The organism is Desulfosoma profundi (genome assembly GCF_055387865.1).
This window is the reverse complement of the sequence record NZ_AP042420.1, coordinates 1734746-1757558: the sequence shown is the minus strand read 5'-3', so window position 1 is coordinate 1757558 and position 22813 is coordinate 1734746. Positions and strand designations below refer to the sequence as shown.

The 22813-nt window shown below is 57.0% G+C and carries 17 protein-coding genes; 7 read left to right on the top strand and 10 right to left on the bottom strand.

The window, feature by feature from the left end; translation table 11 throughout:
* Positions 1-15: 15 nt before the first annotated feature.
* The 8 genes from ACZ5K9_RS07535 to ACZ5K9_RS07500 form a co-directional block, all read right to left on the bottom strand.
* Positions 16-606, bottom strand: coding sequence for an IMP cyclohydrolase (locus tag ACZ5K9_RS07535; RefSeq protein WP_464273808.1), 591 nt, complete (start codon positions 604-606; stop codon positions 16-18).
* Between the two features lie 31 nt (positions 607-637).
* Entirely contained in the window at positions 638-1402 is a 765-nt protein-coding gene (locus ACZ5K9_RS07530; protein ID WP_464273807.1) for an ATP-binding protein, read from the bottom strand.
* A gap of 170 nt (positions 1403-1572) precedes the next feature.
* Positions 1573-2499, bottom strand: a complete 927-nt coding sequence (locus tag ACZ5K9_RS07525; protein WP_464273806.1) for a methylenetetrahydrofolate reductase — start codon at positions 2497-2499, stop codon at positions 1573-1575.
* Entirely contained in the window at positions 2496-3167 is a 672-nt protein-coding gene (locus ACZ5K9_RS07520; RefSeq protein ID WP_464273805.1) for a methylenetetrahydrofolate reductase C-terminal domain-containing protein, read from the bottom strand. Before ACZ5K9_RS07520 ends, ACZ5K9_RS07525 begins: the two co-directional genes overlap by 4 nt.
* A 127-nt stretch (positions 3168-3294) precedes the next feature.
* Positions 3295-3741, bottom strand: coding sequence for a hydrogenase iron-sulfur subunit (locus tag ACZ5K9_RS07515; protein WP_464273804.1), 447 nt, complete (start codon positions 3739-3741; stop codon positions 3295-3297).
* A gap of 159 nt (positions 3742-3900) precedes the next feature.
* On the bottom strand, positions 3901-4509 hold the full coding sequence (locus ACZ5K9_RS07510) for an archaemetzincin family Zn-dependent metalloprotease (RefSeq protein ID WP_464273803.1): 609 nt from the start codon (positions 4507-4509) through the stop codon (positions 3901-3903).
* On the bottom strand, positions 4506-5855 hold the full coding sequence (locus tag ACZ5K9_RS07505) for a sigma-54-dependent transcriptional regulator (protein ID WP_464273802.1): 1350 nt from the start codon (positions 5853-5855) through the stop codon (positions 4506-4508). The genes ACZ5K9_RS07510 and ACZ5K9_RS07505 overlap by 4 nt, the downstream gene beginning before the upstream one ends.
* Positions 5855-7390 (bottom strand): two-component system sensor histidine kinase NtrB, encoded by a 1536-nt coding sequence (locus ACZ5K9_RS07500; RefSeq protein WP_464273801.1) that lies wholly within the window; start codon positions 7388-7390, stop codon positions 5855-5857. The genes ACZ5K9_RS07505 and ACZ5K9_RS07500 overlap by 1 nt, the downstream gene beginning before the upstream one ends.
* Positions 7391-7662: 272 nt before the next feature.
* Here ACZ5K9_RS07500 and ACZ5K9_RS07495 point away from each other — a divergent pair, with 272 nt between their 5' ends.
* The 6 genes from ACZ5K9_RS07495 (at position 7663) to ACZ5K9_RS07470 (ending at position 18175) form a co-directional block, all read left to right on the top strand.
* Entirely contained in the window at positions 7663-8571 is a 909-nt protein-coding gene (locus tag ACZ5K9_RS07495; protein WP_464273800.1) for a glycine cleavage system protein H, read from the top strand.
* 104 nt (positions 8572-8675) lie between these two features.
* A complete protein-coding gene (locus ACZ5K9_RS07490) occupies positions 8676-9296 on the top strand; it encodes a 4Fe-4S dicluster domain-containing protein (protein WP_464273799.1) in 621 nt (206 codons plus the stop codon).
* Between the two features lie 20 nt (positions 9297-9316).
* Positions 9317-10171, top strand: coding sequence for a CoB--CoM heterodisulfide reductase iron-sulfur subunit B family protein (locus ACZ5K9_RS07485; RefSeq protein ID WP_464273798.1), 855 nt, complete (start codon positions 9317-9319; stop codon positions 10169-10171).
* 60 nt (positions 10172-10231) lie between these two features.
* Positions 10232-14740, top strand: a complete 4509-nt coding sequence (locus ACZ5K9_RS07480; RefSeq protein ID WP_464273797.1) for an NAD(P)-binding protein — start codon at positions 10232-10234, stop codon at positions 14738-14740.
* 210 nt (positions 14741-14950) lie between these two features.
* The gene (locus ACZ5K9_RS07475; RefSeq protein WP_464273796.1) at positions 14951-17716 is read left to right on the top strand and encodes an FAD-dependent oxidoreductase; all 2766 of its coding nucleotides are present in this window, start codon (positions 14951-14953) and stop codon (positions 17714-17716) included.
* Positions 17717-17764: 48 nt separating this feature from the next.
* The gene (locus ACZ5K9_RS07470; RefSeq protein ID WP_464273795.1) at positions 17765-18175 is read left to right on the top strand and encodes a hydrogenase iron-sulfur subunit; all 411 of its coding nucleotides are present in this window, start codon (positions 17765-17767) and stop codon (positions 18173-18175) included.
* 93 nt (positions 18176-18268) lie between these two features.
* Here ACZ5K9_RS07470 and ACZ5K9_RS07465 read toward each other — a convergent pair whose 3' ends face one another.
* Both ACZ5K9_RS07465 and ACZ5K9_RS07460 read right to left on the bottom strand, forming a co-directional pair.
* The gene (locus ACZ5K9_RS07465; RefSeq protein ID WP_464273794.1) at positions 18269-19159 is read right to left on the bottom strand and encodes a bifunctional 5,10-methylenetetrahydrofolate dehydrogenase/5,10-methenyltetrahydrofolate cyclohydrolase; all 891 of its coding nucleotides are present in this window, start codon (positions 19157-19159) and stop codon (positions 18269-18271) included.
* Between the two features lie 72 nt (positions 19160-19231).
* Positions 19232-20995 (bottom strand): formate--tetrahydrofolate ligase, encoded by a 1764-nt coding sequence (locus ACZ5K9_RS07460; protein ID WP_464273793.1) that lies wholly within the window; start codon positions 20993-20995, stop codon positions 19232-19234.
* Between the two features lie 570 nt (positions 20996-21565).
* Here ACZ5K9_RS07460 and dnaN point away from each other — a divergent pair.
* Complete coding sequence (gene dnaN / locus ACZ5K9_RS07455; protein WP_464273792.1) at positions 21566-22678, top strand: DNA polymerase III subunit beta; 1113 nt, start codon at positions 21566-21568, stop codon at positions 22676-22678.
* Positions 22679-22813 lie beyond the last annotated feature (135 nt).

The window sequence follows — 22813 nt, the reverse complement described above, 5'->3', positions numbered from 1 at the left end:
TCTCTATGTCTTACCCTATCGACTTTCGAGATACCGGCAGATCGCCCCATCATATCGATGGGTGAGGCAAAAGGCTTTAGCTGCCAACCTCAGTCGGGTTTCCTCGGAAACCTTCCCCGCATTGGCATCCATTTCCCGCAAAATCCCATCATAGTCCTGGGGATCCGTCACCACCACCACATGGGCATGGTTTTTCGCGGCGGCTCGGATGAGCGCCGGACCTCCAATGTCAATGTTTTCAATGGCATCCTCGAAACGACATCCGGGGGTGGAAACCGTTTTCTCAAAGGCGTAAAGATTCACCACCACCATGTCGATGGGTTCGATCCCGTGGGCCGCCAACGTTTCCATGTGCTCAGGCCGGTCCCTCATGGCCAGGATACCCCCATGGATTTTGGGCTGCAGCGTCTTGACCCGTCCGTCCAGCATTTCCGGAAAACCGGTGTATTCGGAGACTTCCCGCAAGGGCACCCCGGCCTCCATGAGCACTTTCGCGGTCCCTCCCGTGGACAACAACCGGACCCCGTGGCGCCTCAACCCCTGCGCGAAAGGCACCAAGCCCGTCTTATCCGTGACACTCAGCAACGCTTGTTGAACGGCGATCATCTCATGGCCCTCCTTGAACGCCTCAGCCCAATCATCCGGTTTTTTGGACGTCTTGCACGATGCTGTCAAAAAGAGCCCACGCGGATTGAACCATCTTGGAATCCTGGGGGAGTTGGCTTGTGGGTTTCCCCTCTCTGTCGAATTGAGCCAGAAGTGGATCCGCGGGCATGGTGTAGATGGCTCCATTGGAAAACATCTTCAGGACCTCGTCAGGCCAATGCGTCGGCGGCTCCTGGACTTGGTTGACCACTAAGATCTTCTTACCCACCCTCATGGGGAGGCTGTCCACCAGTTCCGCAATCCGGCAGGCCGCCGTCAAACCCCGCCGGCTGGGATCGGAGACCAGAACCAGCACATCCACGTCCTTTTGGGTGAGGCGGCTGAAATGTTCCATGCCGGCTTCGTTGTCAATGATCAGGTACTTATAATTTTTCATCAGTCGGTCCAGAAGACTGGCGAGCAGGTTGTTGGCGGCACAATAGCACCCCGGTCCCTCCGGCTGGCCCATGGCGATGAGGTCAAAACCATCTCCCTCAACGAGGGCCTGTTCCATCTTCATCTCCATGAAGATGTCCTTGGTCATGCCCGTCGGGACGTCCTTTTTCATCATTTCTCGAGCTTCCGAAAGGGTCTCGGCCAAAGGCACGCCCAGCACCTCGTTGAGGTTGGCATTGGAGTCCGCATCCACAGCCAAGACAGGCTTCATCCCTTTTTCGATCAAGTATCGAATGAGAAGGCCGGCGAGGGTTGTCTTGCCCGTGCCGCCTTTGCCTCCAAAGGCCACCGTCAGTCCCATGAGGAAATCCTCCTTTGGCATTCTCGCATCGCCTCCGTGCGGGAAGGCGCGTTATCGTAGTCGTGAGGAGCCCTTTGTGTCAACCGGTCCTCGGCCGTCCGGCCAACGGACAAACAAAAAAAGGTGGAACGATCGTTCCACCTTTTGTCCGTCGCCGCCCGAAGGCGTTTTCAGTTGACGGTCGGTCTCGGCAGCAGGCCTGCTGCCTCGAGGATTTCAGGCACCTTGTGCTCCCATTCAATGGCCATCAGGTGGATTCCCTTGACACCGGGAATTTCCCGGACTTCCTGGATCTGTTCCACCGCGATCTTGATCCCTTCGTCTGCTTGTTTCTTCTTGTCCACACCTTTCAATCGCTCGATGTAGTAATCGGGCACATCGAGACCTGGGACGAAATTGGCCATGTACCGGGCCATGCCCACGGATTTCAGCGGGGTGATGCCCGCCATGATGTAACATTTTTCGGTGAGGCCTTCCTCGTGGGCGATGTGCATATACTTGCGGAACTTTTCCATATTGTAGATGCATTGGGTTTGAATAAAATCCACCCCGGCGTCGATTTTCTTGGCCAAACGTGTCACGCGGAATTCAAAGGGATCGCCAAAGGGATTGGCGGCCGCCCCGATGAAAAATTTCGGAACTCCCTCCAGTTCCTGCCCGCTCAGCATCTTGCCTTCATCCCGAAGCTTTTTCACAATGCTGATCAACTGCATGGAATCCACGTCGAAGACGTTTTTGGACTGAGGGTGATCCCCAAAGCGGTTATGGTCCCCGGAAAGGCACAACACATTGCGAATCCCCAAAGCATACGCCCCGAGCAGGTCACTTTGCATGGCAATGCGGTTGCGGTCCCGGCAGACCATCTGCAAGTTGGGCTCCAGGCCCATGTCCACCAACAGCTTGCACACGGCCACGCTGGACATGCGGACCACTGAGGTTTGATTGTCCGTCACGTTGATGGAATCCACCACCCCGCGCAGATGACTGGCCTTCTTTTCGATGACTTCAACCGAGGCGCCGCGGGGAGGACCCAACTCACCCGTGACCGCAAAATGCCCTTGGGTGAAAATTTTTTCAAGGTTACTTCCGGCTTTCATAGCTTCAAATCCTCCCTGACGATCTTGCGGGGTCCTCCGTCACGGCTCGTGGACCAATCCTTGATGGGAAACACCGGTCGAAGCTTTTCCAGCTGCCCGAGCTCCACCATGCGGTCATAGATCAAATGCCAAATGCAGTCGATCTCTGGGCTGACTTCGCACTTCTTGTTGGCGGAACCACCGCACGGGCCGTTCATGAGGCTCTTGGAGCAGCGCGCGATGGGACAGAGCCCGCCGAAATTGTGGATGATGCAATTGCCGCACGACTGGCAAAACTCCGCCCAGACGCCGTGTTCCAAAGCCCCGCCGATGAAGGTGGTGTTCAGCATGGGATAGACGGGGATGGTGTACCTTTTGGCGATGAACTGCGGACCGACGCTGCAGGCCATGGACAGCACCGCATCAAACCCGTTGTCCTTGAGCATGGGGGCCAGTTGATCCACATATTCGGGGTCGCACTGGCGTTCCAACGTGTGCTCGACCACCTCCAACGGGTGGCCTTGTTTTTTCCTGGCGATCCGAAGCGCGGAGCCCAAAATGCCCACTTCCTTTGTGCCTCCGGCACAACAGACCGTCACGCAACCCTTGCAGCCGACCAAGAGAACCTTCTTGAAGTCGGCCACCATCGCAAGGATCTCCTCGATGGGTTTCCTTTCGGCAACAACCATAAACTCTTCCCTCCCTTGCCGCGTCCGCCGAGGCGTAACCCCCGCGGACTAGTCCCACACCCGTGATGCGGGCCACGTGCGTCCGCACCCCTATTGCGCGCTGGCTTGGTGTTTTCCCCAAATCCGCCTATTGGGCGACCTCCATCCACGAAAGGCATTCCTCGGCATTCCGCAAAGGACTGGGGCCGAGGTTTCGAATCCGCTCCGTCATTTCTCTTGCGATAGCCGCAAACCGGGGCCCGTCTGAGGCCGAGACGTTGAACATCTCCACCCGCTCCGGCTCCAAACCCACCTCCTGCAATATCTTCTTCACCGCCATCACCCGCCGCTTGGCTTTAAGGTTGCCAGTGCGGAAATGGCATTCACCTTCCATGCATCCCGCCACGTAAACGCCGTCCGCCCCCGTCTCAATGGCCTTGAGCAGATGGATCATGTCCACCCGGCCTGTGCATGGGACGTTGACAATCCGCACATTGGGGGGATAGTTGAGCCGCATCGAACCTGCCAGGTCCGCTGCCGTGTAGGCTCAATACATGCAACAAAAAGCCACAATCCTGGGTTCAAAGTCACTCATCGAAAACTCGCCGTGGGATGCGGCCCCGGCGCCGCCTCCTATCATCATGGGGTCGTCACCGATGGCGTTTAGGGCGCAGGCAATGAGACAATTTTCACAGATCAAGCTATAGCCAATGGGTTTTTTATTGTCAAGGAGACTGGGCGCCTCTGTGTTCTTTTACGAAAAACCGGGCTCAGCCAGGCCCCTCTTGGCCTCTTTCAAAATAAATGCACAGCGCGGGCAGAAAAAGAGACGAATCCGGTCCAGGATCTGAACCGTCGAGGCGAAATGCATGAGGCAGCGAGGGTCGTCGCAATGAAAAAGCGACAAGGTGTGAGCCGCTTCGTGCAGGGCCACCTTGGCCAACCGCTCGTAATACTGATCCAAGCCCACGTCCGTGCCGTCCGGGTTGCGGCGCAACCGGAAGCCGGACACCACTGCGCATCGTCCCCCCAACTGCGCCTCTCCAAAAACAAATCGGAGGATGGGCACGCCTAAATCCACGGACACCACCGCAACAATCTTGCGGTAAGGCAGGGGGGCGCTCCATTCATTCAAAGCCGCGATGAGCCTGGAGGCATCGTACTGGCGGCGATCCGACACATAACACGCCTCCGGGACGGCCCGCCGTTCCAGCATGTCCGTCGCCAAGCCCAAGACGGCTTGAAGGTTGGCCACCACGATGCGCACCGCCGCCTCCCCCACGTCACCCAAGGGCACGACGCCGATCGCGGCATGAAGCCCATGATCCCTCGCCAACCCCTCACCGTCTTCGGCGGCCTTCACGCGTTCCCCTGCAGTTTGTACTTCTTGATTTTTTGGTGAAGGGTCGTCCGGTTGATCTTGAGAATCCGTGCGGCCTGACTGATATTGCCCTGACACAGGTTCAAGATGCGTTGAATATGGAGTTTTTCCATCTCCTCCAGGGATTGCGGCTCCACAGTTCCAACGATCCGCTTCAAAAAGGCGAAATCGTCTTCCGTCAGGACCCGTCCCTTGGCCAAAACCACAGCCCTCTCCACGGCGTTTTCCAGTTCCCGCACGTTGCCGGGCCATTCATAGGCACACAGGAGTTCCAGAGCTTTTTTGTCCAAACCCTCTACAGGTTTGTTGGTCTCCTTGCGAAATCGCCGCAAAAAGAAATCGGCCAAAAGCGGAATATCTTCGCGGCGGGCCCTCAGCGGGGGCACTTCCACCTCCACCACGTTCAACCGAAAATAGAAATCCCGTCGGAAATACCCTTCTTCCATGGCCTTGCTGAGATCCTTGTGCGTGGCGGAAATGAGCCGGAAATCCACAGGGATGTCCCTGGTGCCGCCCACCCGATGGATGCGCCGCTCCTCCAGAACGCGCAACAAATCCACCTGCATTTTCATCGGGATCTCACCCACTTCGTCCAGGAACAGCGTACCGCCGCGCACGAGTTCCAGGCGGCCTTTTTTGGCCTTGACCGCCCCCGTAAAAGAGCCCACCTCATGACCGAAAAGTTCACTTTCCAAAAGGCTCTCCGTAAAAGCCCCACAATTGATGGCAATAAAGGGGCCGTACCGCCGAGAGCTGCGCGCATGAATGGCCTTGGCCACCAGTTCCTTGCCAGTCCCTGTCTCCCCCTTGATCAGCACCGGAGAATCCACGGCTGCCACCTGCTCCACCATCTGGAAGAGAGCCTGCATGGCCGGGGACACGCCGATCATGTCATGGTAGCGTTCGACGGCCGCTGTGGCCATCTGCTCCCGCAGAAGGATGTTTTCGTCAATGAGTTTTTTGTGCTGAAGGAGTTTTTCCACGAGCAGCGCCAACTGCTCGGGTTCGAAAGGTTTCATGAGATAATCGTTGGCACCCAACTTCATGGCTTCCACAGCGCTCTCCACCGAACCGTACGCTGTGATCATGACCACCATGGTGCCAGGATAGCGTTGCTTGATCAGTTTCAGCACATCGAGGCCGCTCATGTCCGGCATCTTAATGTCAAGAAAAACCAAATCGTAACCGGCCCTGTCGAGACGTTCGACGGCTTCTTGGCCTCCCGAAGCGGCCTCCACCTGGTAGCCCCCCTTCTTGAGCCAACCGATCAAAGATTCCCGGACAATGAGTTCATCGTCCACCACAAGGATTTTGAAACGCCCCGCCATCAGGCTTCCCGCTTTTCGTCCGAGGTTTCCGATGCGATGGGAAAACGCACAATGAAGCACGAGCCTTTTCCCACCTCGCTCTTCACATAGATGGTCCCACGATGTTGCTTCACGATACCATAGACGACGGAAAGACCAAGGCCTACGCCCTTATCTTGGCTCTTGGTGCTAAAAAAAGGCTCAAATATCTGGGACATGAGTTCTTTGGGAATCCCGACGCCAGTATCTTCCACCTCCACGCGGATCGCATGGCGATCGGCATCCAGCGCTGTCCGGATCGTCAGTTGCCCCCCCTCGGGCATGGCTTCCATGGCGTTGAAGATGAGGTTGATAAAACACTGCTGGATTTGCCCTGGATCCCCTTCCACATCCGGCAACGGTTCTTCGATTTCCAACTTCAATGCCACATGCTGAAGCTCCATCCGGTGTCGGCTCAATAAAATCACGTTCTGCATCACCTTGTTCACGTTGAAGGGCCGACGCTCCAACTTCTGCTGCCTGGCAAAAGACAAGAGGTTGGAGACAATGGAGCTGCATCGCGCCGACTCCGTGTCGATGAGCTGGAGATAGTACTTGAACTGATGGATATCGACTTTCGACAGCCCCTCTTCCAGTTGGTGGCGCATCAAGCGGGCCAAGGCATGGATGCCGGAAAGGGGATTGTTGATCTCGTGCACGGCGCTGGCCACCAATTTTCCCAGGGCAATCATCTTGTCTTCATGGATGAGGCGGGCCAGGTCCCTCTTGAGCGCCTGGGTCTTCTGTTCGAGTTTTTGCTCCAGCTCGTCCGTGATGTCTCTTTGAATTTCCAAGACGAGTTCTACGGCTCCATATGGGCTTTTCAGGGGCACCGTGGTGATCTCACAATATCTCACTTCGTTGTTCCGATCGTAGTGCTCGTGAATGGCATGGCCTGTGCTGCCCGTCTGGAGGCATTCTTCCATGGGGCAATGAGCGTCCTTCAAATCACAGGGGTCCAATGTGCGGTGCGAAATCTGGTAGCAGAATTTCCCAAGGATTTCGTCCTTGCTGATGCCCACCCAATCCAAAAACGCCCGGTTCGCATCCACAATCTTGCGGTCGGGCTGCAGGATCAAAACCCGGTCCCGAATGCTGGAAAACATGCTCTCCACAATGCCTTCCACAAGCTCCAACTGGCGCTCACGTAAAAGGGATTCTTCCTGAAACCGAATGATGTCTCCAAAAAGGCGGGAAATGGCCGCTTCCAGCACTCTCACCTTGGCGGGACTGTGCTTGATAAAATCTTCGAGCAGTTCTTCCTTGCCGGTCAACTGGATGACCAAATCCAGATCCGGAATCTGATAGAAATCCTTGTAGTCCTTGGTCACAAAAATGCCCATGGCTCGGGCCCGCTGCACGCCCACGGCTTCCTCATTGGGATCGGCTACGGCGACGATCTGCGCCTGAAGGTCCGGAAAGCGCCGCTCATCCATCATTTCCAAAAGCGCTTTGCACCGCCGGCCTCCGCCAATGACCGCAATGCGCATAGGCCGATCTTTGCCATGGCCTTTCATGAGGCTTCCTCCGCACGCAGCCCAGCCCGTACCGCCCTCTTGCGGGATCGGGCCGGCACTGGAAGATGTCTAAAAAAACAACAGGGTGTTGTTTATTCCCATAGCCACCCCGCACGGTCCACGGGACACCCTTCCCTGAGGATGGCTCGCATGAGTTTTTAACTCATTATTTTTTCTCATGAATCTGTGATCATCCCCCTTTTTGTTCCACAACTGGCATGATCCATGCTCATCAAGGGAGTGACTCAACACCCCGGAAAGGAGGGTCCATCATGAAGGTGCAATCGATCCACGACAAAAAAGCCAAAGTCCGTGTCTTCGGTCTCGAGGGTGACCACCCCTGTGTGTGGATGAAGGCCGGTGTCATCAATTTCAAGCTGTGCGACAACGCCTACGACTGCCTCTCGTGCGCCTTTGATAAAGCCATGTCTCAAAGGTTGGAAGCCGGAGATCCGCATTTTCATGCCTGGCGATCTGGGTATCAAGAAAAAACCTACAGTCAGAAGGAATGCCGGCATATGCTCACGGGGCGAGTCCCGGTGCGTTATTGCGGCAACGCCTATGAATGCGCCACGTGCGAATTCGATCAAATGCTGGAACATCGCAGCATGACGGAACTCATCGGCGCCCCGAAGATTGAGATGGTCTCCGGATTTCGCGTGGCTGAGGGCTATTATTACCACCCGCGTCACACCTGGGCTCGGGTCGAGCATGGAGGGTTAGTGCGTTTTGGTGTTGATGATTTCACCATGCACTTGTTAGGATACATCACTCATGTTCGGCTTCCTAAGTTGGGTGTCCATGTAGAAGGAAACAAAGCGGCGTGGACATTCCGGCGGGAAGAGAAAATCGCGCCCTTGGTGGCCCCCGCGGATGGTGTGGTCGTTACGGTGAACCACAGAGCCGTGGAAGATCCACAGCTGATCAAGGACGATCCCTATGGAGAGGGTTGGCTGATCGTTGTCGAACCGCGCCGGATCAAGAAAGATCTGGCGGAACTCTACACGGATCAGGCCGCCCGAGCCTGGCTCAGCGCTGAAGTGCACCGATTGGAAGCTTTGGTGGCCCCGGAGAGCGAACTTCCTCTGGCCGCAACCGGTGGTGAGGTGGTCGAGGACATCTATGGCAGTGTGGCGCATCTCAAGTGGGATCAGCTTGTGGCGGAGTTTCTCGCGCCTTGATGTGAGCTTGTCTATGAATCGTGGCGCCGCCGGAAACGGTGGCGTGTTCCCCTGTCGAGAACGGGACGGATGTCCCGTTCTCTTTTTTTGTCGGGAGGTGCGCGATGGAAGCAGTCGAGGCTGTGGTCTACCTGGAACCGAACTATGACGTGACGGATCAAGTTTCGGCTTTAAGCGGCATCAAGCCGGAGCTCTGCTACCAGTGCCGCAAGTGCACCAGCGGGTGTCCTCTGACATTCGCCATGGATCACTATCCGGATCAAATCGTGCGCTACCTGCTGCTGGGCCTCGAGGAAAAGGTTCTCTCGAGCCGAACCATCTGGGTGTGTTCGTCCTGCGAGACGTGCACCACACGATGCCCCAATGACATCGACATTGCAGGGTTGATGGACTACCTGAAACAACAAGCCCACGCCAGGGGGTTGATCCAGCCTTCGCACAACTTCACTTACGCTTTTCATAAAACTTTCCTCGATGATATCCGTCGACGAGGCCGCGTTTTCGAAACCGGACTCCTGCAACGCTACATGCTCTCCAGTGGGGCGTGGAAAGCAAAACTTGCCGACGGCACGCTGTGGGACGAGATCCGCCTCGGCCTGGCCCTCTGGCGCCGTGGCCGATTGCCTTTGCGGCCCAAAGGCATCCGAAACGTTGAGGAGGTTCGTGGACTCTTCGACAAGACCCATATGCCGAGCCGCGAAGCGGGCCAAAGGTCCTCATGCTGATCTGAAGCGAAGGAGAGGGTATGCCTACTGTGGGTTACTATCCCGGATGTTCGTTGGAGGGTACCGCGCGGGATTACGCGGCGTCCATCGAGGGACTCTGTCACCTGCTGGAAATCGACCTTGTGGAGCTGGACGACTGGAACTGCTGCGGGGCTACGGCGGCGCACAGCCTGGATCACGAGCTGTCCATCGAACTGCCGGCCCGCAACCTGATTTTGGCCCAACAGCAGGGCCTCACAGACCTCACCGCGCCGTGTGCTTTGTGCTTCAACCGATTGAAAGCGGCGGAAAAGGCTTTGAAGAAAAAGGCTTCCGGGGATGCTCCCGTCGGAAAAGAACTCAACGTGCAGGTCTGGGATCTCGTGGAGTACTTTTGTCGCCCTGAAATTCTGGAAGCCATCCAACGGCGCGTGGTCCGCCCCTTAAAAGGCCTGCGAGCCGTCTGCTATTACGGGTGCATGGTCAATCGCCCACCTAAAATCACCGACGCTCGAGCCTGGGAAAACCCCACGAACATGGAGCAGCTGATGGAATTGGTTGGGGTTGAAGTGCTCGACTGGCCGTTCAAGACCGATTGTTGCGGCGCCAGTCATGCTGTGGCCCGACCGGACCTGGTCACCGCGCTGGTCGGGAAGCTCTTCCGAAGGGCCGTGGATCAGGGTGCCAACTGCATGGTCGTCTCCTGCCAGATGTGTCATGCCAATTTGGACCTGTATCAGGGTCGTGTCGCCCAAGAGCTTCGGCTTCCCCTGAATATGCCCATTTTCTATTTCACCGACCTGATCGCCCTCGCCCTTGGGGAAACCAAGGCTCTGGATTGGGTGAAGCGACACATGGTGAACCCCGAGCCCGTGCTCACATCCTTAGGTTATTGAACGATTATCAACCACCCCTACGTGCTGGAACACCGGCTTTGAATGCGACAGGGAGGCGTCATGAGCGCTCAGATGGCATCAGCACCATCCGTTAACGGTTCGGTCATGGTCATCGGAGGCGGCATTGCCGGCATGCAGGCAAGCCTGGATTTGGCCAACAGCGGTTATCGAGTCCTTTTGGTGGAGAAGGACATCAGCATCGGCGGCAACATGGCCAAATTGGACAAAACCTTCCCGACAAACGATTGTTCCACCTGCATGATCTCCCCGAAGCTTATCGAAGTGGCCAGTCACCCGAATATCGACATCCTCACCCGCACCACGGCGACCGAGTTGGAAGGTGAACCCGGGCGGTTTCGGGTCACCCTGCGCCGTGAACCTCGTTACGTCTTGGAAGACCGCTGCACGGCCTGTGGAGAATGCCTGAAGGTCTGCCCCATCGAACTCCCTGCCGACTTCAATCAGGGGTTGGACACCCGAAAGGCCATCTACCGCCATTTCCCCCAGGCCATTCCCTCCACTTTCGCCATTGACAAGAAAGGCATGGCCCCCTGCAAGGCCGCCTGTCCTGCAGGAATCAGTGTCCAGGGCTACATTGCCCTCATCGCCCAAGGGCGGTACCGAGAGGCTTTGGATCTCATCCGTAAGGACAATCCCTTGCCAGCAGTTTGCGGCCGCGTCTGCCATCACCCGTGTGAAACCGTGTGCAGCCGGGGAACGGTGGACGAACCCGTCGCCATCGATTTCTTGAAAAGATTTGTCTGCGACTGGGAAGCCCAGGCAGGCCCGGGGCCATTGCCTCCCAAAAAAGAACCCAACGGGCGGCGGGTGGCCATTGTCGGTGCCGGGCCGGCGGGCCTGACGGCGGCTTATTATCTGGCGCTGGAGGGGTATGGTGTCACCATCTTCGAGGCGATGCCCGAACCGGGCGGCTGGCTGCGCTACGGCATCCCCGAATACCGCCTACCGCGCCATGTGCTCAAAGCCGAAATCGATTATATCCAGCGACTGGGGGTGGAAATCCGCACGAACACCGCTTTGGGAAAAGACTTTCAACTGGAAGACCTCCGCCGACAAGGCTTTGAGGCTTTCTTCCTCGCCCTCGGCACCCAGAAGGATCTCAAGCTCAACATCCCGGGGGAGAACCTTCGGGAGGTCTATACAGGAACGAGCTTTCTGAGATTGCTGAACACCGGCCAGAGACCTCCGGTCGGACGCAAGGTGGCGGTGATCGGCGGCGGCAACTGCGCCATGGACGTGGCCCGATCCTGTGTCCGCTTGGGTTTGGAAGAGGTCCACCTCTTCTACCGGAGGAGCCGAGAGGAAATGCCGGCCAATCCGGAAGAAATCGAAGAGGCTTTGCATGAGGGTGTCCAGATGCATTTTCTGTCGGCGCCTGTGGCTATCCACGGCGATCCGGAAGGCCATGTCACCGCCATCGAATGCATCCGCATGGAGCTCGGCGAGGCAGATGAAAGCGGCCGCCGCCGCCCGATTCCGGTGGCAGGGTCCGAGTTCCAGGTGCACATCGATGGGGTGATCGCCGCGGTGGGTCTCATGACCGATCCGGCCGTCATTGACGCCATGGACCCAGACAGCCGTCCCGTGATCAGCCGCTGGGGAACCTTTGTGGTGGATCCGGTGACCTACGAAACCAATCGAGCGGGTGTTTTTGCCGGCGGGGATGTGACCTCCGGCCCGGCCACCGTCGTCCAGGCCATCGCCGCCGGAAAAGAGGTGGCCATCTCCATCGACCGGTATCTGCGGGGCGTCGATTTGCGGGACGGCCGTTTGGTTCGCTCGCGCACAGCACCGTGCCCGGAAAAACCGGTCCGAAAAACGCCTCGTCACGAGATGCCTCGGTTGGATGCAAAAGAACGCACCCAGTCCTTTCAAGAGGTGCAGTTGGGTTTTGATGAAGAAACCGCCCGGGCCGAAGCGCAAAGATGCCTTCAGTGCGGCGTGTGCAGCGAATGTTATCGGTGCGTGGACGCGTGTTTGCCCCAAGCCATCGACCACAACATGCAGCCCCGGGAAGAAACTGTGGAAGTCGGGGCCATCCTGTATGCCTGTGGGTTCGCGCCCTTTGATGCCGCCTCCAAACCTGAATACGGGTACGGCCGCTATCCCAATGTCATCACCAGCTTGGAATACGAAAGGATTCTGGCAGCCTCCGGACCGACGGGCGGGCATGTGCGCAGGCCCAGCGATGGTGCCGTCCCGAAAAAAATGGCCTGGATTCAATGCGTGGGATCCCGGGACGCGTCCATCGGGCGGGATTACTGTTCCAGCGTGTGTTGCATGTACGCCACGAAACAGGCCATTGTCACCAAAGATCACGAACCGGATGTGGAAACCACCATTTTTTACATCGACCTCCGCGCCATGGGAAAGGGTTTCGAAAGGTACTGGGAGAGAGCCCAATCGCAGCACGGGGTGCGTTACATCCGGTGCCAGATCAGCCGCATCATAGAGACCGTTGACGGCCACCATCTGGAAATCTCCTATGTGGATGAAAACAACTCGCTCCAAAGGGAGATCTTCGACATGGTGGTCCTTTCGGTGGGCCTTGCCCCGACGGATGCCGCCAAGGAAACGGCCCACTGCCTTGGGGTGGAAATCGACCGGTTTGGTTTCCTCCTGTCGGACCCTCTAGACCCCGTGCAGACCACTCGACCAGGAGTGTTTTCCTGTGGAGTGAGCACAGATCCTAAAGACATTCCCGAAACCGTGGCTCAAGGGAGCGCCGCGGCGGCATCGGCTCAATGTTTGCTCGCTTCGGCCCGCCATACCCGAACGACACCGCCCGTGATGGTCCAAGAACATTCCCTCCCAGGAGATATCCCTCGCATCGGCGTTTTTGTCTGCCACTGCGGGATCAACATTGCAGGTGTCGTGGACGTGGAGGCGGTAGCGGCTTACGCCGCCTCTTTGCCCAACGTGGTCCATGCCGAAAACCTTCTGTTCACGTGTTCCACGGATTCCACGGAAAAAATCAAAAAGATTATTCAGGAAAAGAACCTCAACCGTGTTGTCGTCGCGTCGTGTTCCCCTCGAACCCACGAACCTTTGTTCCAGGAATGCCTGCGGGAAGCCGGGGTGAACAAATATCTTTTTGAGATGGCCAACATCCGGGATCAATGTTCGTGGGTGCATGGCACGACACCCAGCGAAGCGACAGAAAAGGCCAAAGACCTTGTGCGCATGGCCGTCGCAAAAGCCCTTTTCCTGGAACCGCTGCAAGAAATGCCGGTGGCCGTCACCCAAAAAGCCCTGGTGGTTGGAGGGGGCATGGCGGGGATGACCGCAGCTCGCCACCTGGCGGATCAAGGGTTCCTGACGTATCTGGTGGATCGGGAGCCCGAGCTCGGCGGTCAAGCCCGCGCCTGGATGCGTTACCATCCCAGCGGGATCGACATCACCCGGGCCGTTTCCCACGCCATGGAAACGGTCCGGAACCATCCGAACATCGAGGTCCTCACCCAAGCGAAAATCCTGTCCTTCGAGGGCCACACAGGGCATTTCCTCAGCCGTGTCCAAACGCCTCAAGGCGAGCGGACACTGGATTACGGCGCATTGATTGTGGCCACAGGCGCTGAAGAATACCAGCCAAAGGAATACGGTTACGGAACGGATCAGCGCGTGGTCACGCAGCTCCAGCTGCAGAAAATTCTGGCTGACCCCACCGAGGGCACACAAACTTTGTCTCATGTGGTCATGATCCAATGTGTTGGCTCACGGGACGAAGAGCGGCCCTATTGCAGCCGGGTGTGTTGCACCGCTGCGGTGGCCAATGCCTTGCGGATAAAAGAAAAGAACCCTGAGGCGCGTGTCTCGATTCTTTACCGAGACATTCGGACCTTTGGAACCCGTGAGCTTCTCTACAGACAGGCGCGGGAAGCCGGGGTCCGGTTTTTCCGCTATCGGCCCGAACAGAAACCCGAGGTAATCTTTGAGCACGACACCGTCCACATTCGCCTCTTTGACCAAAACCTGCGGGAAAACATCCGGCTCCGGGCCGACCTTGTGGTGTTGAGTGCAGCCATCGTGCCGAGGGGTTCCAATGCGGATCTGGCAGGCCTGTTTAAATTGAGCACCGACGCGGATGGGTTTTTCATGGAGGCCCACATCAAGCTCCGACCTTTGGATTTCGCAAGCCCTGGCCTTTATCTTTGCGGCCTCGCCCATAGCCCGAAGTTCCTCGAGGAATCCATCGCGCAAGCCAAAGGGGCCGCAGCACGAGCCGCTACGGTGCTCAGCAAGGACAAACTCTTTGTCGGGGGGCGGGTCGCCGTCGTGGATTCGGCCAAATGCGCCGTGTGCCTCACTTGTGTGCGCACCTGCCCTTATGAAGTCCCTGTGGTCGTTACCCCAACGACATCTGTGCGTCGGTCTGCATATATCGATCCGGCCAAATGTCAGGGATGCGGCGCCTGCGTGGCCGAATGCCCGGCCAAGGCCATTCAGTTGCAGCATTTTACGGACGCCCAGTTGCTCCACAAAGCCGTGGCCGCTGTCTGTGAGGACGTGGCAATGCCGGCAGGTCGCGCTGCCGGCGAAAAACAATGAAACTTGACGTTGCCTCTTTTTTCACATAGAAGGAACATGTCTTGTGGATTATCTGCCCGCGGTATGGAGCACCGAACCTTCAACAGCAGGCCGGAATAAGTGCCTTTTTCCTCAAAGATCGCATGAAGGCGATGGGCGCCGTAAGGGTTGCCGCCGTGGAGTCGGGGTGCTTTTTGTCCGTTGAGCCATCAAAAGAGTTGAGGGAATCTTATGAGTGAAACAAAAGAAAACAAGAACAAAGGCAATGTCCTGGTGGTTGGAGGCGGTGTCGCCGGGCTGAATGCCGCTTTAGACCTGGCGGCACAAGGCTACCACGTGGACCTGGTGGAAAAAGAAAGCGAGCTGGGCGGAACGGTCGCCAAGCTCCACCGGCTCTATCCCTTGTGTAGTTGTTGCAAGGCGGCGAGCCGAGCCACTCTTTGTCAACTGCATCCCAACATCCGCACATGGACCCAGTCCAGTGTGGCCCGGATTTCGGGCAATGCCGGGGCCTTTCAAGCGGTGATTGCCGGCCCGGCCGGCGAAACCCCCATCGAGGCCCAGTCGGTGATCTTGGCACTGGGTGTCGAACCGTTTAACCCGCAGGCCTATGACACTTATGCTTATGCCGCCTTCGAAAACGTGATCAGCAGCATCGAACTGGAATGGTTACAGAAACCTGTGGGACCGTTCCAAGGGGTGCCCAAGCGGCCGTCGGATGGCCAGGTTCCCAAGAAGGTCGCGTGGCTTCAGTGCGTGGGATCCCGTGAAATCAATAAATGCGACGCCCCCTATTGCTCGTCCGTCTGCTGTATGTACGCCCTCAAAGAAGCTGTGCACCTCAAGGATACTGTACCCGATGCCGAAACGACCATTTTCTTCATGGATATGCGAACCCACGGCAAAGGGTATGAAAGATATTTCGAAGACGCCAAGCAGAAGGGTGTCCGCCTTGTGCGAAGCCGCATTCATAGCATCGAAAAAGCCGCGGGCACCGAAGACCTGGTTTTAGAATACGTCGATGAAAACGGCACAAAGCAGGTGGAAACCTTCGACTTGGTGGTGCTTTCCGTCGGCCTGCGCCCGTCGCCCGAACTGGAGGGCTTGGCCAAGATGTTGGGCGTCACCCTTACCGAAGACCACTATGTGGCTTCGGAGAGCTTCAAACCTTGTGAAACCAATGTGCCGGGAGTTTTTGTGTGTGGCGGCGCGGCGGGACCTCGAGACGTCCATCAAAGCGTTGTGGAGGCCGCCGCTGCCGCGGGCAAAGCCGCGGCGTGGATGAAAGGAACTTCAGGAAACGGAGCAGCGCCGGAATTTCGGGATGTGCGCACAGAGGCGCCAGCCGTCGGCGTGGTGCTGAGTCTGTGTCCTTCGAAATTGCCCGAATTCGAGGCTCTCCTCGATCCTCTGGCAAACTTTGTGAAAGGCCTTCCCGGGGTCACCTTCGTGGAGCGGTTGGATTTGCGAGATAGCAGTTCTCTTGCCCGCTTGACGGACCGGATCAAGACGGGGGGGATCAACCGCCTTGTGTACGCGAGCTGCACGCCCATCGTCCACCGGGAATTGATCGAAGGCGCCATGCAGGAAGCGGGGTTGAACCCGACGTTGTACGAGTTTGTCGATCTGCGCACGCTGGGAAGCACTCCGGTGGAAATGACCCGATTGCAAAGCCTTTTCCGGGCTGCGGTTCTCAAAGCCCGCATGCTGGAACCATTGCCCTACGTCAAAGTCCCGGTGAAAAAATCGGCTCTGGTGGTCGGGGGAGGCTTGGCCGGGATGCAAGCGGCTCTAGCTTTTGCCGAAATGGGCGTGCCTGTGACGCTCGTGGAAAAGAAAGAGCAATTGGGCGGTCATGCTCACAAGGTCAAGTCCTCCTGGAAGGGTGAATCTGTGCAGGAGTTGCTCAAAGCCACCATTGCCAAAGTCACCCAAGAACCTCAGATCACCGTCCTGACTTCGGCCGAAGTCGTGGGAGCCCGGGGATTTGCGGGCAATTACATCAGCACGGTGCTTCAGGGGGGACAGAAAAAAGAGGTGGAACACGGCGTCGTCGTGTTGGCTACAGGCGCCCACTCCCTGAAACCACAGGAATACGCCTACGGTCAACACCCGCAGATTTATCGGTGGAGCGATTTTACAAAGAAGTTTATGGCTGAACCGGAGGCGTTCCGGTCGGCACGGTGCGGGGTGTTCATCCAGTGCGTCGGCAGCCGCGAACCCGAGCGCCCCTATTGCAGTCGTTTGTGCTGCAGTTTCGCCGTACGATCGGCTATCGATCTCAAAGCCCTGAACCCGGACATGGATGTTTACGTCCTATATCGGGAAGTGCGCACCTTTGGAGAAAGGGAGCGCATCTACAAGGAAGCCCGAGAAAAAGGCGTGTTTTTCATTCGCTACGACCTGGATTCCAAACCTCAAGTGAGTCTCGACGGAGGCCAGTTGAAGGTGGTGGTCACGGATCCCATTCTTGGCCGATCCATCGCCCTTTCCCCCGATTTCATTTCCTTGCAGACGGCCATCCTTCCGCCGGAAGTCGGAGATCTTGCCGGCTATTACAAAGTGTCTCTAAACGAGGACGGCTTTTTGAGTGAATCCCCGGCAAAGATGCGCCCGGTGGATGGAGAGACAGATGGTGTTTTCTTCGCCGGTTTGGCCTTGGCTCCCAAGGGTGTGGAGGAGAGTCTGGCCGAAGGGTGGGCTGCGGCCGCGCGCGCCATGCGCCTGCTCAGCCGAGACGTCATGCTTGTGGGCGGTGCGGTAGCCGAGGTGGACCCTGACAAGTGCGCGGTATGCTTGACTTGTGTGCGCACATGCCCGTTCCACATTCCCTACATCGACAGCCCCCAAGGACACGCCTTCATCGACCCTGGGCTGTGTCAAGGCTGCGGCATGTGTGTGAGCGAATGCCCCGGCAAGGCCATTTCGTTCCGACGACTCAGCGACGATCACATCGCCGTGATGGCCAGAGACCTGCTAGGATCCGCCGTCAGTTAAGGATCGCCGAGCTGCGGCCTACCGACTCAAGAAACAAGGAGTGGTCCTATGAGCACCTTTGAACCGCAAATTATCGCGTATTGCTGCGCCAACTGCGCCTCTTCGGCCGCCCAGATTTCCGAGAAGATGGGGCTGAGTCTGCCGGACAACGTCAAGGTGATTCAACTGCCCTGTACGGGCCGCTTGGACAGCCTCCATCTTTTGAAAGCGTTGGAAGCGGGAGCCGACGGTGTGTACGTGGCCGGCTGTCAACCGGATAGCTGCCAATACAAACACGGGGTGGATAAGGCCCAAAAGAAGGTCAAATATGTCCAGGGTCTGCTGCCCGCTCTGGGAATGGAAGCGGATCGGGTGGCCCTCTTTCACATGATGGCCGGAAAAGGTCAGGAATTCGTAGAGTCCGCCAAGACCATGGTGGAAAAGATTCGGGCGTTGGGTCCGAGCCCTCTTAAAGAATAACGACTCCGAGTCTGGAGAACCTAAAACACACCGGGCGATGCCTCCGATCTTTCAGAGGGATCGCCCGGTTTTTGTCTGCCGCTGGGCGCCTTTTCAGTCTTTAATGTTGTGATGGACCTTGCACGCCCGGACGGTGTTTTTCATCAACATGGTGATGGTCATGGGGCCCACGCCGCCGGGAACCGGCGTGATGGCGCTGGCCACTTCCTTGGCTTCATCAAACGCCACATCGCCTTTAAGGATTCTCTTACCATCAGACGTCTGCCCGACTTCGTTGACGCCGACGTCGATCACCACCGCACCGGGTTTAATCCAGTCCCCCTTTACGTACTCGGTGACACCGGCAGCGACGATAAGGATGTCCGCCCGCTTCGTATGGAACTGAACGTCCTTGGTGCGCGTATGGCAAACCGTGACCGTGGCGTTGGCCCCTTTTCCCTTCTGCATCATCATGACGGCAATGGGTTTGCCCACGATGTTGGAACGGCCGATAACCACCACTTCCGCCCCCGAAGTCTCTGTTCCCGACCGAATGAGCAGCTCTTGGATTCCCGCAGGGGTGCAAGGAAGATAATCCGGTTGTCCGATCATGAGCTTACCGACATTGAAGGGGTGAAACGCGTCCACATCTTTGCCCGGATCAATGGCATAAAGGACTTTGTTTTCATCGATATGTTTCGGCAACGGCAACTGGACCAGAATCCCGTCGATCTTGGGATCCTTGTTGTATTTGTCGATCAGAGCCAGAAGGTCCTCTTCGGAAATACTGGCCGGCTGATTGTCCTGGACGGAGTAGAAACCTAATTCATGGGCCGCTTTCTGCTTGGCCCGCACGTAGCTTTGAGAGGCCGGGTTTTCCCCAACGAGGATGGTCACAAGGCCCGGTTCCACACCGTACTTTTCTTTGATCCTCTTGACTTCCTCAGCCAGTTCTTCGCGGATCTGTTTGGCGACTTCCGCCCCTTTGATCAGCTTTGCCGACATTGTCTCCTCCTTTCAACCTACAAAAACGACAGCGGGGGGTCAGCACCCCCCGCCGCCAATGCCATTTATTGACTAGAACAAGCCCATGACTTTCCCGGTTTTCACATCCACGTCAATGCGGCGGAAGGCCGGGTCGGAAGAGGTTCCGGGCATGAGGCTGATCGTGCCGGCGCACGGGCAGAGGAACTTGGCCCCGGAATAGATGAGGACGTCGCGAATGGGCAGGATCCAGCCCTTGGGAACTCCCTTGAGAGACGGATCGTGGGTGAGGCTCAGGTGCGTCTTCACCATCATGGTGGCAAAGTCGGCGTACTTCGGATCAGATTCCAGCATCTTCGCTTTGGCTTCCGCTTCCGGTTGCCAGGCCACACCGTCGGCCCCGTACACTTCCTTGGCGATGATTTCAACGCGATCACGCAGCTTCATCTCAATCGGGTAAAGGAACTTGAACTCACTGGGTTGATCGCAGGCCTCGATGACCGCATCGGCCAGTTCCAAGGCACCCTCGCCGCCCTTGAGCCAATGTTCGGACAGAGCGCACCGGGCACCTGCAGCTTCCGCCGCCTTCCGCACCACGGCGATTTCGTCTTTGGTGTCGGTATGGAAGGCATTGATGCACACCACGGGATTCATACCGGATTTCCGAATGGTATTGATGTGGTGGACCATGTTGGCGATGCCCTTTTCCACCAACGCCACATTTTCCTTCGTGTATTCTTCGGGCAGCGGGAGCCCTGCGACAACTTTCGGCCCACCACCGTGCATCTTGAGGGCGCGGATGGTGGTGGTCAACACGGACACATGCGGTTTCAGGCCGCTGAAGCGGCACTTCACGTTCCAGAATTTTTCAAAGCCGATGTCGGCCGCAAAGCCACTTTCCGTGACATGGTAATCAAAGAGCTTCAGGCCCACGCGGTCGCCGATGATGGAGGACTGGCCCACTGCGATGTTGGCAAACGGACCCGCATGGATCATCACCGGCTGGTATTCGGCGGTGCAGCACAGGGTCGGGTTGATAGACTCCACCATGAAGGCCGTCATGGCCCCGGCCACTTCCAGGTCTCCCGTGGTGATGGGGTTGCCGCGTTTGTCAAAGGCCACCGTGATCTTGCCCATTTTATCCCGCAGGTCAGGCAAATCCCTGACGATGGACAAAATGGCCATGATTTCAGAGCTCACAGCGATGCCGAACTTGGACTGCATGGTGTAGCCGTCAAAGCGTCCACCCAAACCAATGACGATGTTGCGCAGCGCCTGGGCACAAAAATCGATGACCCAGCCCATTTCCACTCGGGTGGGGTCAATATCCAAGCGGCGCATGCGGGTCAGCCGCTGGAGCTGCTCGTCAGTGTAGTTGCGTTCATGCTGCATGCGGGCCGTCAATGCCACCATGGCCAAGTTGTGGGCGTTCATGATGTTGTTGATGTCGCCCGTGAGGCCCATGGAAAATTCCGTCATGGGAATGAGCAGCGCATTGCCTCCGCCGGCCGCCGTGCCTTTGATGTTCATGGTCGGACCACCGGAAGGCTGACGCAAACACCCGCCGACGTTTTTGCCCCGCTTGCCCAAGCCTTCGATGAGCCCCAAAGACGTGGTGCTTTTTCCTTCACCCAAGGGAGTCGGTGTGATGGCCGTGACTTCAACGTATTTGCCATCGGGCTTGTCTTTCAATCTGTCGATGATCTTCATGAAGTTGAGACGGCACAGGCGCCCGATGGGGATGACTTCGTCTTTTTGCAGCCCCAATTGTTCGCGCCAATGGTCGGGCGTGGGCATGTTCTTTTCGGCTTCTTCGGAAATCTGCCAATCTGCCATTTTGGTCGGATCGTAGGGCATACTCTTCCTCCTGCATCGTAAGCGTTATGGATCGGGCTGTGGGCTTGTCCTCGCAGGCTCCGACGCACTCCGAGGGGCCCGTGTCACTCCGGGCCGTACAGGCAACACCCCTGTGGGCACGGCTCCAAAGATCGGCCTGTCAGAACAGGGCCACGAACAGTGTGATGAATGGGGAATCTATTTCGCCACAAGAACTATTTTTCACATTCCTGCGCACGGTATCGGAGCTTTGAATGGTTGTCAAGTGGAAAAGGTCATAAGAATCTACGCCATCTAGGTCACTTGGCCCTTAAATGACTCTGTGGACACTCGTCCTAAAAGCCGTTCAGAAAGGGAGGGCACGTCCTCATGGATTGTTCAAAAGTGTTCATGGTTTCCCCCCTCCCTGATGGGGCACCGTAGAAGCGGTGCATACGCAACTCTAAATCCGGTTCAATGATATTCCAAGAAAACCTATAGGTTGCGTTGGTTTTTGACATTTGAACGTCGCTCTATTATGGTTGCTTCACCCTTTGAGAAGAAAACGATTTTCATAATCTAGAAACCGTGTTCGACAAAGGAATCGAGCCCATGAAGTGCATGGTGAATCGCGAAGCCCTGCTGGCCGGATTGCAAAAGGTGGTCGGAATCACGGAACAAAAGAGAACAACCATGCAGGTGCTCACCCACGTACTGCTCGAGGCAACGGCAGACAACCGATTGTGTTTTTCGGCGACGGACTTGGAAATCAGCCTGCGCACCAGTGTTGAGGCTCAGGTGATGACAAACGGGCAGATCACTGTGCCTGCCCGAAAACTCCTGGAAGGGGTAAAAGAGCTCAAGCAAGAGCGTGTTGAGTGCGAACTGATGGAAAACAACCGACTGGGGGTGACTGCGGGTTCTGTTCACTACGCATTGGCGACAATTCCTGCGGTGGATTTCCCTTATTTTGAAACCGTCACCCCGGCCGTCACTCATCCGATGGATCCGAAGACGCTCCGCCGTGGTTTGGAAAACACGCTCTACGCCGTCCCCCATGATGAAGACGCTCTCAGCGTTCCTGGCACCTTCTGGCACAAAAAAGACAATGATCGGCTCTGCCTGGTGAGCTCCGATGGACATAGGCTCGCCTTGAACGAAATCGTGTTCCCTGCGGAGGCCTTCTTTGGCGAAGAACGGGGTGTCCTTGTGCCTCGAAAAGGAGTGCAAGAGATCATCCGGTTGTTGGAAAAAACCGACAGTGTCGTTGGAGCCGTCCATGAAAACCGGCTCGTTTTCCAAACCCCAGACACCTATCTCAGCATTCACCTCCTGGAGGAATCCTTTCCCCAATATGAAGTCATTATTCCCCAAACGGTGGCAGGCGGCATTGATGTTCCAAGGGCGGAATTCCATCAAGCTCTCCGTCGCATGGCCGTGGTTGCCGATGCATCGGCCATTCATGTCCGCCTGACGATTTCCCAGGACCTCCTCAGCTTGGACGCGGGCAGTGCAGAGCTGGGCACGGCTCATGAAGAGATCCCTGTGGATTATACCGGCGAAAAGTTTACCGTGGCGTTCAATATCCGGTATGTCTTGGACGTCGTCCAGAACTTTGAGGGTCCGACCATCCGGTTCCAGTGGGTGGACGAGTACCACGGGGGGATTTTTCGGGATCCGGAGAACCCTGGGGTGCTGGCCCTTATCATGCCCATGATGGTTTAGGATTTGCTAAGGCTTTTTCCACCGCGCAGGACCCCTCCAGGGGGCCAAGATCTAATATATTGAAATCTCATCATAAATTCTTTCCAACAAGCCCATCCTTTGATTGAAACCTGGAAAAAAAAAGGGTATAAAGGA